General features: G+C 40.1%; 10 protein-coding genes and 1 pseudogene. 9 read left to right on the top strand and 2 right to left on the bottom strand.

Annotation, left to right across the window (positions count from 1 at the left end; genetic code table 11):
• The first annotated feature begins 33 nt into the window (after positions 1-33).
• The 5 genes from DYA43_RS16195 to manA all read left to right on the top strand — a co-directional run bounded on the left by DYA43_RS16195 (position 34) and on the right by manA (position 7,205).
• Positions 34-1,026 (top strand): glycoside hydrolase family 130 protein, encoded by a 993-nt coding sequence (locus DYA43_RS16195; protein ID WP_000111640.1) that lies wholly within the window; start codon positions 34-36, stop codon positions 1,024-1,026.
• A gap of 127 nt (positions 1,027-1,153) precedes the next feature.
• Positions 1,154-2,326 carry a glycoside hydrolase family 130 protein gene (locus DYA43_RS16190; protein ID WP_000021873.1) on the top strand — a complete coding sequence of 391 codons (1,173 nt, stop codon included), beginning with the start codon at positions 1,154-1,156 and terminating at the stop codon, positions 2,324-2,326.
• Positions 2,327-2,628: 302 nt separating this feature from the next.
• Positions 2,629-3,918, top strand: a complete 1,290-nt coding sequence (locus DYA43_RS16185; protein WP_000773470.1) for a carbohydrate porin — start codon at positions 2,629-2,631, stop codon at positions 3,916-3,918.
• Positions 3,919-3,995: 77 nt separating this feature from the next.
• A complete protein-coding gene (locus DYA43_RS16180; RefSeq protein WP_061055906.1) occupies positions 3,996-5,969 on the top strand; it encodes a methyl-accepting chemotaxis protein in 1,974 nt (657 codons plus the stop codon).
• A 42-nt stretch (positions 5,970-6,011) separates the two neighbouring features.
• Positions 6,012-7,205, top strand: a complete 1,194-nt coding sequence (manA, locus tag DYA43_RS16175) for a mannose-6-phosphate isomerase, class I (protein ID WP_000569777.1) — start codon at positions 6,012-6,014, stop codon at positions 7,203-7,205.
• 121 nt (positions 7,206-7,326) lie between these two features.
• Here manA and DYA43_RS16170 read toward each other — a convergent pair whose 3' ends face one another.
• A complete protein-coding gene (locus DYA43_RS16170; protein ID WP_061055905.1) occupies positions 7,327-9,330 on the bottom strand; it encodes a cellulase family glycosylhydrolase in 2,004 nt (667 codons plus the stop codon).
• A gap of 326 nt (positions 9,331-9,656) precedes the next feature.
• On the opposite strand from DYA43_RS16170, the gene DYA43_RS16165 reads away from it, so the two are divergent.
• Both DYA43_RS16165 and DYA43_RS16160 read left to right on the top strand, forming a co-directional pair.
• Complete coding sequence (locus DYA43_RS16165; protein WP_014257541.1) at positions 9,657-10,931, top strand: ABC transporter substrate-binding protein; 1,275 nt, start codon at positions 9,657-9,659, stop codon at positions 10,929-10,931.
• A gap of 144 nt (positions 10,932-11,075) precedes the next feature.
• Positions 11,076-12,281, top strand: coding sequence for a cellulase family glycosylhydrolase (locus DYA43_RS16160; RefSeq protein ID WP_061055904.1), 1,206 nt, complete (start codon positions 11,076-11,078; stop codon positions 12,279-12,281).
• Positions 12,282-12,870: 589 nt separating this feature from the next.
• On the opposite strand, the pseudogene DYA43_RS16155 reads toward DYA43_RS16160, so the two are convergent.
• Positions 12,871-13,158, bottom strand: a pseudogene (locus DYA43_RS16155) (tyrosine-type recombinase/integrase); the annotation flags it as partial.
• Here DYA43_RS16155 and DYA43_RS16150 point away from each other — a divergent pair.
• Positions 13,148-14,131: an aminotransferase-like domain-containing protein gene (locus DYA43_RS16150; RefSeq protein ID WP_439951167.1), complete on the top strand. Its 984-nt coding sequence runs from the start codon at positions 13,148-13,150 to the stop codon at positions 14,129-14,131. The pseudogene DYA43_RS16155 and the gene DYA43_RS16150 sit on opposite strands and share 11 nt — an antisense overlap.
• Complete coding sequence (locus DYA43_RS16145; protein WP_061055902.1) at positions 14,124-15,056, top strand: helix-turn-helix domain-containing protein; 933 nt, start codon at positions 14,124-14,126, stop codon at positions 15,054-15,056. The genes DYA43_RS16150 and DYA43_RS16145 overlap by 8 nt, the downstream gene beginning before the upstream one ends.
• The last annotated feature ends 21 nt before the right edge of the window (positions 15,057-15,077 follow it).

Raw genomic sequence — 15,077 nt, 5'->3', positions numbered from 1 at the left:
TTCTTTTTTTGATTTTTAAGTTTGGAGAATAAAATGTCTGTAAAAATTATTGGTGATGCAATTCCTAACATGCCTTGGCAAGAGAAGCCTGTTGGCGAAGAAGGGGTTATGTGGCGTCACTCTGAGAATCCTATCATCGACTGGAACCCATTTCCTGCCGCTGCTCGAGTGTATAACTCTGCCGTCGTACCGTTTAATGGCGAGTTTATCGGTGTATTTCGTTGTGATTATAAAAATGGTCGTCCGCATTTGCATGTTGGGCATTCAAAAAATGGATTGAATTGGGAATTTCAACAAGATCCTATCCAATGGTTAGATGTTGACGGAAAGCCTTTTCAACCCACATACGCCTATGATCCGCGAGTTGTAAAAATCGAGGACATTTACTACGTGACTTGGTGTACTGATGACCATGGTGCCACGTTGGGTGTTGGTATGACTCGTGATTTCAAAACGTTTACGCGTTTAGAAAATGCATGTGTGCCATTTAACCGCAACGGTGTTTTGTTCCCTCGTAAGGTCAATGGTCAATTTCTGATGTTGAATCGTCCTTCTGATTCCGGCCACACTCCGTTTGGCGATATTTTCCTAAGCCATTCAAATGACATGGAATACTGGGGTAAACATCGCCATGTGATGGGCAAAGGTGGCAATGGCTGGTGGCAGGGAACCAAGATTGGTGCTGGGCCTATTCCTATCGAAACCTCGGAAGGGTGGTTGATGATTTATCATGGCGTATCTGGGACATGCAATGGTTTTGTATACAGTTTTGGTGCTGCATTACTTGATTTAGATGAACCATGGAAAGTGAAATACCGTACTCGAGACTACATTTTAACGCCTGAAAAGAGCTATGAAACAACAGGTTTTGTTCCGAACGTTGCCTTCCCATGTGCCGCGTTGGCGGACTCTGAAACGGGACGAATCGCAGTTTATTATGGAGCGGCTGATACCTATTCAGCTGTCGCCTACACAACTGTTGATGACCTCATGCGTGAATTAAAAACAAAATCTGAAGTTTTCTAACGTCAAACTTTAAATATCAAGCACATAATGATGATAAATCGTAACGTTAAGTTTTTATTTGTCATCATTATAACGATTGTCATTCATCGTCTGATGATGATGTCTGTTTTAAAATTTAGGGTCAAATATGTCTATTTTTAGCCAAAGACTTTCTGATTTGAAATCAGATTTTTCTCGTAATACTGAATATGAAAATTCACCAATTACTCCAGGAAATGGAATTTTTTATCGCTACAAAAAACCTGTATTGACAGCGGCACATGCACCATTGGCTTGGCGTTATGATCTGAATCCAGAAACGAATCCTTTTTTGATGGAACGCCTAGGTATTAATGCTGTATTAAACCCAGGTGCTATCGAGTTAAATGGGAAGTTTTACTTAGTTGCGCGTGTTGAAGGACATGATCGTAAGTCTTTTTTTGCCGTAGCGGAATCAGAAAACGGTGTTGATGGTTTCAAATTCTGGGATAAACCTTGTGTTATTCCGCAGACGATTGAGCCTGATACAAATGTTTACGACATGCGTTTAGTGAAGCATGAAGATGGGTACATTTATGGCCTGTTTTGCACTGAGCGAAAAGATCCTGAAGCTCCCAAAGGCGATGAGTCTTCGGCTGTAGCACAGTGTGGCATTGTACGTACTACTGATTTAAAAACCTGGCAGCGTTTACCAGATCTTAAAACTCGTTCGGCGCAACAACGTAATGTTGTTCTGCATCCGGAGTTTGTAGACGGCAAGTATGCACTTTACACACGACCACAAGATAGCTTTATTGAAGCGGGCAGTGGTGGTGGCATTGGCTGGGGGTACACCGATTCTATGGAAAGTGCTGTGGTTGACATGGAATATGTCATTGATCCAAAGACTTACCATACAATAAAAGAATCTAAGAATGGTCAAGGGCCAGCGCCAATTAAGACGAGTCAAGGGTGGTTACACATTGCTCATGGTGTGCGCAATACTGCCGCAGGTCTTCGTTATGTTCTCTATAGTTTTATGACTGCACTCGATAACCCAACGAAAGTGATCCATCGACCTAGCGGATACTTTTTGGCTCCTGAAGGAGAGGAGCGGGTAGGCGATGTGTCCAACGTCGTGTTTTGCAATGGATTAATTGCTCGAGACAATGGTGAAGTGTTTATCTACTACGCATCATCAGATACTCGTTGTCATGTATTAACCACAACTGTCGATCAGTTGGTCGATTATGTGATGAATACACCAGAAGATCCGCTAACATCATATCAATGTGTTGCTCAAAGAATTGAATTAATTAAGTCAAACGAAAAATATGTATGACGCTAAGAGCACGTATGTGCTCTTTTTATTTATCTATAATATTATTTGTGATCTAAGTTATATAAAAAAATAAAAATGTGATGCTTATAGAATATTAATATTAGGTAATCACATGGAAATAGATCTTGGATCTCATTTATGATCATAACTTATATTCTCAATCATAAATGGTGATCGAAATCGTAACGTTACCATTTTTTGTTTTGGTATAGTTACCTCAACCCAAATGAAGCCAGTAAGTAAAAGGATTTTGTTGGGTGGGTCTTTTTGAATTTCAAACAGTAACGATAAGAAGAAGCACTATGAAACTAAATAAATTAGCAAAAGGTATCATCCTTGGATTATTTGTAGCGTCTGCCCCTGCGCTTGCTTTAGAGACTTCAGGAGAGCTACACGGTTATCTCAAATCGGGTCTATTACTCAACGGTGATGGAACACGATCCAACTCCCTAGGGCTTTTTACCAATTACGGTAAATTCCGTCTTGGGAACGAACAAAACACCAAAATCGAGCTGTTGCCTACAATCAAAATTACCACTGACGAAGGAACATGGGCTCGAGTAAGAGCGAACTTGACGCACGAAACGAAGTGTACAGCAGACTGGAACTGTGTTGATGGGGATGATCATGACATTCAGTTCCGCGAAGGCTACGTTGAAATGGGCGGGTTTTCGTTTGCGCCAGAGAGTGTGTTTTGGGCAGGTAAACGATACAGTTCATCTAACACATCGAGCCATCAATACGATTGGGAGTACATTCAATACAACGGTACCGGTGGTGGCGTTGACAAAATTGATGTTGGCTTCGCAAAAATGGACGTAGGTGTTTACGCTTTTACCCCTAGTGGCGAAAACTCTGCAGATCCTGACGATAGTTCGACCCAAGGTTATCCAGAAGATATTTCTCTTAATGTTTGGTTCAAAAAAATCGCTGATTCAGGTTTAGATTTCCAAGTTGTAGGGCACACAATGGAGAAAAGCTCGTGGCGTCAAAATGGTCCTACAAGTGGTTTGGGATTGACCGCGGTTTATAACTTCGATGGCTTTTATGGCTTAACGAACGGCTACTCTCGCATTACTGCTCAATATGGTGAAGGTCTTGCTGCGGGGGATTCACTGGGTAAAAACGGTTGGGGTTTTGGTAATGCTAAAGACGCTAAGTCAGCGCGTATTGTTTTTGATGGCCTAGCAAATCTAAGTGAGTCTTGGGAGCTATCTACTTTTGCGTTTTATCAGAGTGATTCAGATTATGCGCCATGGGCCGGTACCAAAACTGGTGCAGATCGCGATATCTACGCAATTGGCGTTCGCCCACATAACCAAATCACCAAAAATTTCGCAATGCAGTATGAACTTGGTTATGAGCATATTAAAGAAGACGTTGCTGACGGCGCAGATGGTGGCTTCTATAAGGCAACTATCGCTCCAACATTGATGCTGGAAACTGGCTTCTGGGCTCGTCCACAAATTCGTGCTTTTGTCACTTATGCGAAATGGGATGATGGTGCATCGTCAAAAATTGATTCTGGTTACACTCGTAATGGTGAAACAGATACATTGAACTTCGGTATTCAAGCGGAAGTTTGGTTCTAGGTTATCTATGTAGATTTACTGCCCTTCTTTGGAGAGAGCATTGCTCTCTCCTTTTTTAATATTGGTGAAGGAATGCCATGAAAGTTGTAACCCAAATTATAATAGCCTTTGTTAGTGTTCTATTGATTCTTACATTGACGAACTCATTCGTAATCTATCATTCAAATTCAGCGAAGGATGACATTGAGTTCGCAATCAATAAATCGCTTTCTTTGAATGAAGTAGCCAGTCAGCTACAAAGTGAAAGTCAAAATATTGATATTCAACTGTCAACTGTTATGAATGCTAATGATGCCAATATTATTAATAATGAAATTTTTTATTTACATGAGAAAATGGATGCCTTTATCAATTCATTGTCTTCATCTCACCTTGCTGATGTGAATTATCTAGAAAATATTGCTGATGATTTAAAGGAAGTTATTGAACAAAAAATATCAATTAAAAAATTAGTCCTTGACAAAGAAAATAAAATAAAAACAGATCGAAATGAAATGGAAAATATTTCCGTTTCATCGGCTATTATAATTAAACGAACATTGACAATGTCTAATGAGTCTGATGAGTTTTTAATTAAAGATATAGAGTCATATCTCGAAAAAATAAACGCATCCATAGCAATGACGAATAAGATTTTGTTTGTAGATGATGAAGTCGAAGCAAAAACAATTGTCAACCAGATGAATAACCTCAAAAGTCTAATTGAGGATGATGAAGAGTTTCTTTATGAAGAATTACCATCGATTAGAAATGAAAAAGATTATATAAGTTCGAATGATAAGTTAATGAGAATCCTCTTTTCTGAAAATAGCCTTCCTCAGTCTAAGTTAAATGTCATACGGTATAATGATGAACTTGAACAGTTAAATGTTAATTATCTTGAAAAGAAAGAAGAATTGTCGAGAAAATTAATCGAACTCAGAAACGACGCAAGTAAAAGTAACGAGGTCGTAAAGAAAGATATCTCTATAACACTTGATTCCATTGTTAAAATTCAGCTCGTGTCCTTATTCCTTTGTTGTACTGTTATTGTTGTTTCAGCTTGTATTTTAGCAAGGAAAATAAAAACGCCAATCAATTATTTACTTGATGTGCTTCAAGGGTTAATTAAAGGGAATTATTCCCAATCTGTGACTTGCCAGGGGTGGAGTCTCGAGTTTTCTTTACTTATTCACCAATTAAATGAAGTAATTGTTACTAACAGAGAGTTGATAAATAAAGTAAAGTCGAACAATTTGAGCATATTCTCATCAAGTGAAGATAATGCACGTTGTGTAGACAACCTGCGGGGTCTTAACAATAGTCAAGTATTAGCTGTACATTCTATATCAGCAGCTTCTGAACAGTTAGAACAAACAAGTAAAGAAACGGAAAGTTATATAAATAACACGAGAAATCATACACGAGGAATAAGTAACTCTGTTGATGATGCCATTTGCTTAATCGATGGCAGTGTGGATGGAAATGACTTGTTGAGCGAGATGATTAAAGAAAGTTCACTGACTATTTCAGAGGTTGAGTTTAGGACGAAAGATATTAGAAATATTGTCGATGTTATTAATGACATTGCTAGCCAAACGAATTTGTTGGCACTCAATGCTGCTATTGAGGCCGCTAGGGCAGGAAGTTATGGACGAGGGTTTTCTGTTGTATCTGATGAAGTCAGTAACTTGGCCAAACAAACAACGCAATCCACCAATAAAATACAAAAACTAATTGAAGCATTGAATATGGCTAGTTCTAATGCTGTAGAAAGCATGTCTGTTTGTACTGAACAAATGAAAAAAAATTCAAAGGACTTACAGCAAACTAAAGCGGCAATATCTGATATTAGTGAACATGTCTCGGAGTTAGTTCAACAGACAGATATTGTTGCTCAATATGCTCAGGAGCAGTTCCAATCATGTGGACATATTGCGAATTCAGTTTCTTCTGTTGTTCTAGGGTTTGATAAGAGTGTCGAATATTTAGATAACGTTTCTGGAGCGAGTCATAGCTTATTAAGCCTATCTAATGGTCAGAAAGAAGAGCTAAATAAATTTCTAACGTAATTGATTTTTATTGTTGATGTTATTTTATTTTGAGGTGAGAGTATGATCGAAATTAAAGGTGTGATTAAGAACTACGAATGGGGTGGTCATCATTACATTTCCATGATGACAGATTCAGATTTATCAGATATGCCTATGGCAGAGTTGTGGCTTGGCGATCATAAGTCCGGCTCTTCTATGCTTGTTGACGGATCATCGCTTTCAAAATGGATAGAAGCTTCCCCTGAATATCGTCTAGGTAAAAAGTTGGTTCAACGTTTTGGTACTCAACTGCCATATTTGTTTAAAATCCTTGATGTTAAGGAGCCTTTATCTATTCAAGTTCATCCCACACTCGAGCAGGCTAAACAAGGATTTCTTCGAGAGCACTCTCTTGGAATTCCGGTTCAATTGAGAAGTTATATGGATGAGAACCATAAGCCGGAGCTGATGCTCGCACTTTCCGATTTCTATCTGCTACATGGATTTCGTAACGTTACGGAAGCTTTGAATGAACTTAGTTTGTTTAAGTCTTTCGACCCGTTAGTTCGCTTGTATTCAGATCTAGGGATTCAAGGGTTTGTATCGTCAATTTTCGCGTTGCCAGCGGATAGGATTCGGTCTTTGCTTCTTCCTGTGATTGAGCAGTATCGCAACGCTTATCATCAAAATGAAATTTCTAAATCCGAGCCACTTTTTTGGTTTATGAGATCGGTAGAAATTATTCAGAAAAAAGCTAGACCGCTTGACCCTGGTTTGATCATGATTTTTATTATGAACCTGATGTATGTTCCAAAAGGTGGCGTTGTTTTTCAGGATGCTGGGGTGCCGCATGCTTATCTTGAAGGTCAGAATCTTGAGTTAATGGCGAATTCAGACAACGTAGTGCGCTGTGGGCTTACGCCTAAGCATATTGATATCCAAGAACTGCTGGCTATCACTAAATTTTCTCCAATTGTGCCGAAGACTTTAGCCGGTAAACCGAGTTTGGATGGAGGATTAGATTACATTGTAGAATCAGATGATTTCCAACTAAGAGAATATCGACTAGATAAGGGGCAATCGCTTACTACTCCGGATGAGCTGGGAGCTTGTATTTGGTTTGTTCTAAGTGGAGAAATTAGACTCGGAAATCATCACCATTATTCTCGCTCTGGTAGTGCTTTCTATCAACGTCCAGAAGAAGTCAATGTTATCCATGCAACTTCAGATGCTTTGATTTATCGAGCTTCTGTGTCAGCCAGAGTTTTTTCTTAATTCAATTCATTTATGTCGGATCAGCAATAGGGCCTTAGCCTTCTCCGATGTTAAGACACAGCAAGTCACCAGCTAAAACGCCAGCAGTATAGCTGGCGTTTTAGTATCTAGTTTATCTTCTTTAGTAGACAGGTTTAAGAAACTCGATGTCTTCAATGTAGATTGAACCGTTCAGTGGGAATTTATCACCGACAATACAAACAAACATGTCAGGTAATTTCTTGGATAGGTCCCCTAAGTTGATTTCTACGACTTGTTTATAAAAATATTGACCACCCATTTTCACTTTATCTAGGTCTTTAACTTGAACTCGATGTTTGTCAGCATCGAGCTTAACCCAACCATCACCGAGAGCAGCATAAGGTCTCAGGCCACCTTTATCGTCGTTGTTGACGGGAACGTAGAGTGTGTAGCGCATCTTGGTATGTTGTGAAAAATTAGAAACTGCTTGGTTTCGAATCTTGAGCTCTTCCCAGTCATGTTTACCAGACCAATCTACATTGAGTTGTAGCATTGGCTTGCCCAATTTTTCAGATACTTCAATCGCGGGAGTATTCCAACTGGCTTGCCATGTGCCGTCTTTTTGCCATCCTTGAGTTGTGCGATCACTAAAATCGTATTTAGTCTCGACTTCATATCCCTTAATTGGTCGATTAATGTCAACGCTTGCTTTATCGGTTTGACGCTCACCTTCAGCAAATGTTGCGACGGTGATAAATGTTTTGGCTCCATACCCAATATCGGCAGAAACCAAATTTGCTTCAAAATATCCGTCGCCATTGGTATCAACCATATCTACAGTTAAATCATTCTCCGGAATTCTTAGCTGCATTTTTGTGATTTCATTGCCTAGCTTAGGCATTGGATAACTGCGCGCAGTAAACGTTGGTTCAGATATCTTCATTCCGTCAATTGGGTACGTGAGATACACGGTGTCTTTTGTTGAGTATTCCACTCCTCTCATTTGCTTCGAATGGTTGGTGAGGATCTGTGCCGTGCGACCACCATCATTTAAGATTCTAAAGCCATCATAATCAGGGTACAGGTTATTGGGTTGATCGGGGTCTGTACCGGTTAAAATCCAAAACATACTGCCAGCTAGGCCTGCTTGATAGGCTGTATTTGTCCATTTATGATAGATGAAGTCTCGATTCTGTGGCTCATTCTTGCCAATGCCATACTCTTCAAGTACAGCCGGTTTGTTAGCTTTCTTCGCGGCTTTTGCATGCTCCTTGATCCACTGGGTTCCCCATTCTTCGGCGTTATGTTTTCCCCAGTGTTCAGGGTACAAATGGAATGTACCGTAGTTGATATTGGGCAGCGTGATGATACGTTCCCAATCGACACCTTCACCGCCATTATATGTCCAGTCTGTATTGCCTTCGCGGTTGAAAAAGCCTTCAGACCCTAGAGCGATCAATTGATGCGGTGCAAGCTCTCGAACAAAGTCACTCATCTCTTTGGTCCAATTAAGCAGCAACTCACCCGTGTTATCTGATTGTGCTCTAGGTTCGTTTGCCAGCTCCCAAGTTAAGATGGTTGGTTCGTCTTTATTGATAATACCTGTATAGCGGTTTTTATGTTCTATGAGATGTTTTACGTAGTTTTTATAGGCGTCTTTAATATTGATGTCTTTGTAAAAATCATCATGATGAGTGCCGTTAAACCAGTCGACATATTGTTGCATTCCACCAAAATCGCCCCAGTTGTTCGTCAGTACGATAACCACCCGAATACCACGTTTCTTCGCCTCTGAAACTGTATAGTCCAGTTTCTCTAAAGCGCTTTTAACGCCGGCCGGTGGGGTATATATTCCTGGTTCGGGTTGCATGGTATGCCCATGGCTAACTCCTTCCATAAATCCCCAAACGCGTATGGTGTTCAGTCCCATGTCTTTTGCATCGTCTAAGACGGAATCAATCATGTCATGCGATGCATAATGCATGTAGTAATTGTTCGTGCCAACGATACGAAATGGTTGCCCGCCAACCATGAATGATTGGCCTTGTTGGACAACAAAATTGTTCATTGAGTCGGTAGGAAAGGGATGTGTTGATGTGACCCCACCACCACTACAACCTGCAATGATCGTCAATAGGGGTAGAGCATAGCGGATGTTCTGCATACATAGTCCTTTTTAATGTTTGTATTTTGACGATGCTATTGTCCTCAAAACTCGATGCAAAATTAATGGTAACGTTTCGATTATGTGTTTTACTTCAATAAATATGACGCTTTGTGACTGCCGTCTCAATTTAATCATTGTTATGGTTAATTAACTATGATGCTGTTTTTATTGAATTTAATTAAATTTTTATTACTAAACTCTGAATCTTGTGGTGATTTTGCTCACGTATCAATGCATTTCAACTAGATTAATAAAATCGTAACGTTAATATTTAGGCAAACAAAACAACCAAGTATCGGCTTTGATACACATGGAGATAGAGAATGAAATCATTTGTACCCACAATTACAAAGACACTCATCGCCGGAGCAATCACGCTCGGAACTAATGGTATGGCACATGCTGTCGTGACCGATGGGATCAATCAAGCTCTAGTGAAAGGATCAATTACGTTCTATACGAACCGTACTGACCTTGTTGAGGCGGGAGTCTATAAGCGATATGAGAAAGAGTTTAAAGATATCTATCCCAACGTTACTGAAGTGAAAGTGATTGGTTTTGCTGACTATCAAGGCGGTTTACGTCCAAGGATGAATACCGGTGATTATGGTGACCTCGTTCTGATTCTTCCTTCTGTTCCTTCAGAACAATATGGAAATTTCTATGAACCCTTGAACGCCCTTTATTCACCGGAACAAGTTTATTTTTATGATGCTTGGGAGAACAATGGAAATGCGTATGGCATCTCAATGGGTAACTCGGTTGAAGGTCTAGTTTACAATAAAGAAGTTCTTGAGAAAGCTGGCGTTGAAGTGCCAATTAAGACGCTATCCGACTTTTTTGATGCGGCACAAAAGATCAAAGCAAATGGTCAGATCCCGCTCTATATCAATTTTGGTGCTCAATGGCCGCTCCAACAATGGGATAAATTCCCATTGGTTGTGGAAGGTAACGATGGTGTATATGAACGAATGCTTACTCAGGATAAGCCGTTTTCAGGTGACACTGCTTACAACAAATCATTGAGTGTACTTAAAAAGTTAATCGATGATGGGTTGACTGAAAAGGACTTGATGACGAATTCTTGGGAAGACTCCAAGAATGCTATCGCAAAAGGTGATGCGGGTATGTATTACCTAGGAAACTGGGTTATCCCTCAAGTGATTGAGCGTGGCGCTGCGTCGAACAACATCGGTTTCATGCCAATGCCTTCAAATGATAAAGGTGAGTTGAATGCGCAAATGAATCACGACTGGGGTTACGCTGTTAGTAAGTTTTCAAATAACAAAGAGACAGCTAAAGCTTATCTTAAATATCTGATTGAAGATTCAGATTTCGAGAAAATTGCAGGCTTTATTCCTACGTTAAAAAGCAAGAAACCATCTTTAGAACAGCTCAATGAATATATGAGTTATGAACCTCATGTAATTCAAACTCCTGTTAACTCATCGACATTTATTGAAGTAACTAATCGCTCGAAAATCGATTTCTATTCAGGCGGATATATTCAAGATGTGATTACATCTAAAAACTTTAATGAAGCTCTTGAAAAGTTGGACTCACGTTGGGAGCGCGCTAAAAAACGGGTAATGAAGTAGTTTAAATTGCGGCAGCATAAATTGGCTTATAGCCAAGGTCGTTCGGGGGAGCGACCTTTTTTTTAAATTTTTACTGAGTATTTTCTATATAGTTGTTGGAAAAACACTTAGAACGAACTAACGTTATAATCTAAGGGTATAGAAATGAAATATTTTAATTTTTGCATAGTAACGCTTTTATTTTTATTTTCTAATACGGTTTTTGCTGGGCTTTATGTTTCTGGCAGTGTGCTTTATGAATACAATGGAATCCCATTTAAGATCCGAGGCATTAATCACGCTCATGCTTGGTATGCAGATAAGCTAGAAACTGCATTGCAGGGAATATCATCAACAGGAGCTAATACGGTGAGGATCGTATTGAGCAACGGACATCGATGGAATAAGACTAGTGCCGAAGAGGTTGGCAATATTATCCAACTAGCTAAATCATACAACTTGATTGCAGTCTTAGAGGTGCATGATACGACAGGTTACGGTGAAGAAAGCAGCGCAGCTGATTTGAATTCTGCGGCGGATTATTGGATCGAAATTAAAGAAAAACTAATTGGTGAAGAAAACTACGTTATTATTAACTTAGGCAATGAACCGTTCGGTAATGGAATCATTAGTAGTGATTGGGTAAAGGCACATAAAGATGCAATTAACCGGTTAAGACGTGAAGGTATGAATCATGTCATCATGGTCGATGCACCGAATTGGGGACAAGATTGGCAAAATATAATGTTAGATAATGCCACCTCGATTTTAGATTCAGATCCTTTACATAATATAATTTTTAGTGTGCATATGTATGAAGTTTACGGCGATTATAGCACTGTAAATAATTATATCTCGTCTTTTGTCAATAAAGGTCTCTCTCTTGTTGTGGGTGAATTTGCGGCGACACATAAAGGGTCTAATGTAGATGAAAGCGCTATCATGGAACGAACAGAAACATTAAGTTTAGGATATATCGGTTGGTCGTGGTCAGGAAATGATGATTCGACAGCTGATTTGGATATTGTCAATAATTGGAATAATGATTCTTATACGAAGTGGGGTAATACATTAATCAATGGCGAAAATGGAATAAAATCGACTTCTCAGATCGCAACAGTTTTTACGTGTAAAGATGATTGTTCTGGCGAAAGTACTCAGTATCCCATTTGTAGTTCATCTTCCCTTGACCCTGATGGGGATGGTTGGGGGTGGGAAAATGAGCAAAGCTGTATCGTTCAAGACTCAAATGATACCGCTCCTAACGGTTATGCTTATTGTTCATCTGAATCATCAGATCCAGATGGTGACGGCTGGGGATGGGAAAATAACGAATCGTGTGTTGTGAAAGGTTCTAACGCAGACTATTAATATTTACTAATTCAGACCTGATCTGACATCTATCCACTTTTCGACTCGGTGTTTGTCAGATTATATCTGAGCTAGATTCTTTTCAGACCATATTGATTTATTTGTTCTGCGATAAAATGGAGGACAATGGTTCTTATCAACAATACGTCTAGATGCGTTTCTGTAGTGGCCAATTTTAGTTGACCACTACAGCCATACCTGAAGTTATTCATGAATTGCTAATGTTCAATTTTCCGAAACTGATTTTTTGTCCAAAACCTTGTTAGCGCTGGTGGCGTTTAGATAAAGGATGAAGATCTGCGGACAAGGAGTGTGAGCCAGAATGCTGAAAGTAACTTTCTTACCGGTGGAGTTTTAGTAAATCGTCGGGTTCACAAAAATATCAACTTATGGTTGTTTTGAACGATATCAACATATGGTTGTATTTTTGTATCTAATTGAATTTAAATAAATTATGAATATCAAGATATGGTTGTATCAACAAAAATACGAACTATTGAGAGCCGCTTTTAGCGGCTCTTTTTTTACGTCAAAAAAGGAAGTGGCGACAAAGTGGCGACAGAACCTCAACTTTTTTTGTGGCGGCAGTCAGCGAGGCGATAGGGTTTAGGGAAATCGCTTCCGTCAGGTGATCTGGAGCGAAGTGCGCGTAGCGCATTGTCATACTGAGATCTGCATGGCCGAGAATGTCGCGTAGTACGAGGATATTGCCACCATTCATCATGAAGTGGCTGGCAAAGGTATGGCGAAGAATGTGGGAAGCTTGACCCGTCGGAATATCTAACCCCAGTTTGTTCTTCAAAATGTAGCAGAAAGGCGTATAGCACTGGGTAAACAGCTTTCCGCTGGTTGGTTTATAGATTTCATTGTACAAGTCGATCATTGCTAAACGATATGCGGCAAAGGGGATTGAAATTTCGCCGGATGAAATAGTCATTACTGCTGGTGCACTGGAAGCGTTAAATTTGAGTCTACAAGCCTGCACTCGTCCCGGTGACTGGGTTGTTGTGGAGTCGCCTACATTTTATGGTGCTTTGCAGTCACTGGAACGTTTAGGGCTGAAAGCCCTGTCTATTCGAACGGATCCCTTTACTGGGATTGATTTGGACTCACTTGAGAGCGCGTTGCAAACCCACGATGTGAAGGCGTGTTGGTTGATGTCTAATCATCAGAATCCGCTTGGCTATACGTTATCAAATGAAAAGAAGAGGCGTGTGGCTGAATTGATGCAAAAGTATCACGTCGCACTGATTGAAGATGATGTTTACAGTGAACGGTATGAGAGCGATGAAGCAGTAAGCGCAATGCGGACGTACGATGATTCAGGTAATGTCATGCTGTGTTCTTCGTTTTCAAAATCTTTAATCGCAGGGTTACGTATTGGCTGGGTTGCGGCAGGCAAACGCGCGATTGAAATACAGAAGCTGCAATTAATGAGTACAATGGCCACCAGCGCGCCAATTCAAATGACGCTGGTTCAATATTTGACCAGCCGTAATTATGAATTACATCTGAAACAGTTACGTAAGAAACTTGCCGAGCGTAAAAAGAGAATGGTTGAAGTGCTGCAATCTCAGCTGCCAGATAAGGTTAAGATTATCAGCCAGCGTGGTGGATATTTTATTTGGCTAGAACTGCCTAAACATATTGATGCGATTCAAATCTACCATCGGGTGTTGCTACAAAATGTCAGTATTGCTCCTGGCAAGATGTTTAGTTTGACGGAGCAGTATAATCACTACATTCGGCTAAATGCATCTTTTGAGCTCGATAATGTTCATATACGAGCACTCGACCTTTTATCAGGTTGTATTACTGCGTTAATCGAAGGGGAGAGAGTTAGTGAGTAGAAGCTATTCCACACGAGACGTTAGAGCACAAGAGAGTTTTGAATACTGGCAAAGTCTGGTTGGCTCTACGTATTCCGCGGTGACCAAAAATACTAACCTGACTGAAGGTGATTTTCAGGGGGAGTTAGCGGTTAAATCTCTGGGGAGAAGTGCCTTAATCACCCGTATACATTCCACACCGATGGAGTACCACGAAACGGAAGAAGCAAGTTATACGGATGATTATTTTATCTGCCTGTCGTTATGCCCCTATGCTCAGCTAACTCAAAATAATACGACAACAGAACAGTCAGATGGCGATATTGTTGTTTACGACAACAACCAGCCATTCTCATATCGTTTCCCTCAAGGGGATAACCAAATAGTTATCTCAGTACCTCATTCAGTATTTAACGCAAGGATAAACAGCACTGAGTTCCCATTAAATAAGACACTTAAACGTGACTCACCATTAGGGCGCTTCGTTGGTTCAATGATCGAGCAAGCATGGGAAAGTGAAGAGCAGGAAGATATTGTTGGCGATAAGATGCTCTTTGCCATTTTATCTATGCTGGGCAGTGCATTTGAGGTTGCTTCACCTGAAGGTGATCGAGCGATTCAGCGTGATAAGAAAGATAACCTGACATTGGTTCAGCAATTCATTATTGACAATATTGGTGACTCGTCTTTGTCTGTTGAATCCATTTCTCAGCAATTTCATATGTCTTCAAGAACATTGAGCCGATTGTTCAGTAAGGAAAAGACTTCGGTCATGCGATGGGTATGGCAGCAAAGGATTAAAGCAAGCTATAAGTGGGTAATGACCAAGCCAGATGTACCTATCAGTGATATTGCACACCACCACGGTTTCTCTAATATTTCTCACTTTAGCAAGATGTTTAAAGAAACATACGGCGTTACGCCTTCACAACTTCGTCAGGGTTAAACTTGGCGTTTACAGCAAACA

Origin of the sequence: Vibrio fluvialis (genome assembly GCF_900460245.1) — a bacterium.
GTDB classification, from domain to species: Bacteria; Pseudomonadota; Gammaproteobacteria; order Enterobacterales; family Vibrionaceae; genus Vibrio; species Vibrio fluvialis.
This window is presented reverse-complemented; position numbering and strand designations above follow the sequence as displayed.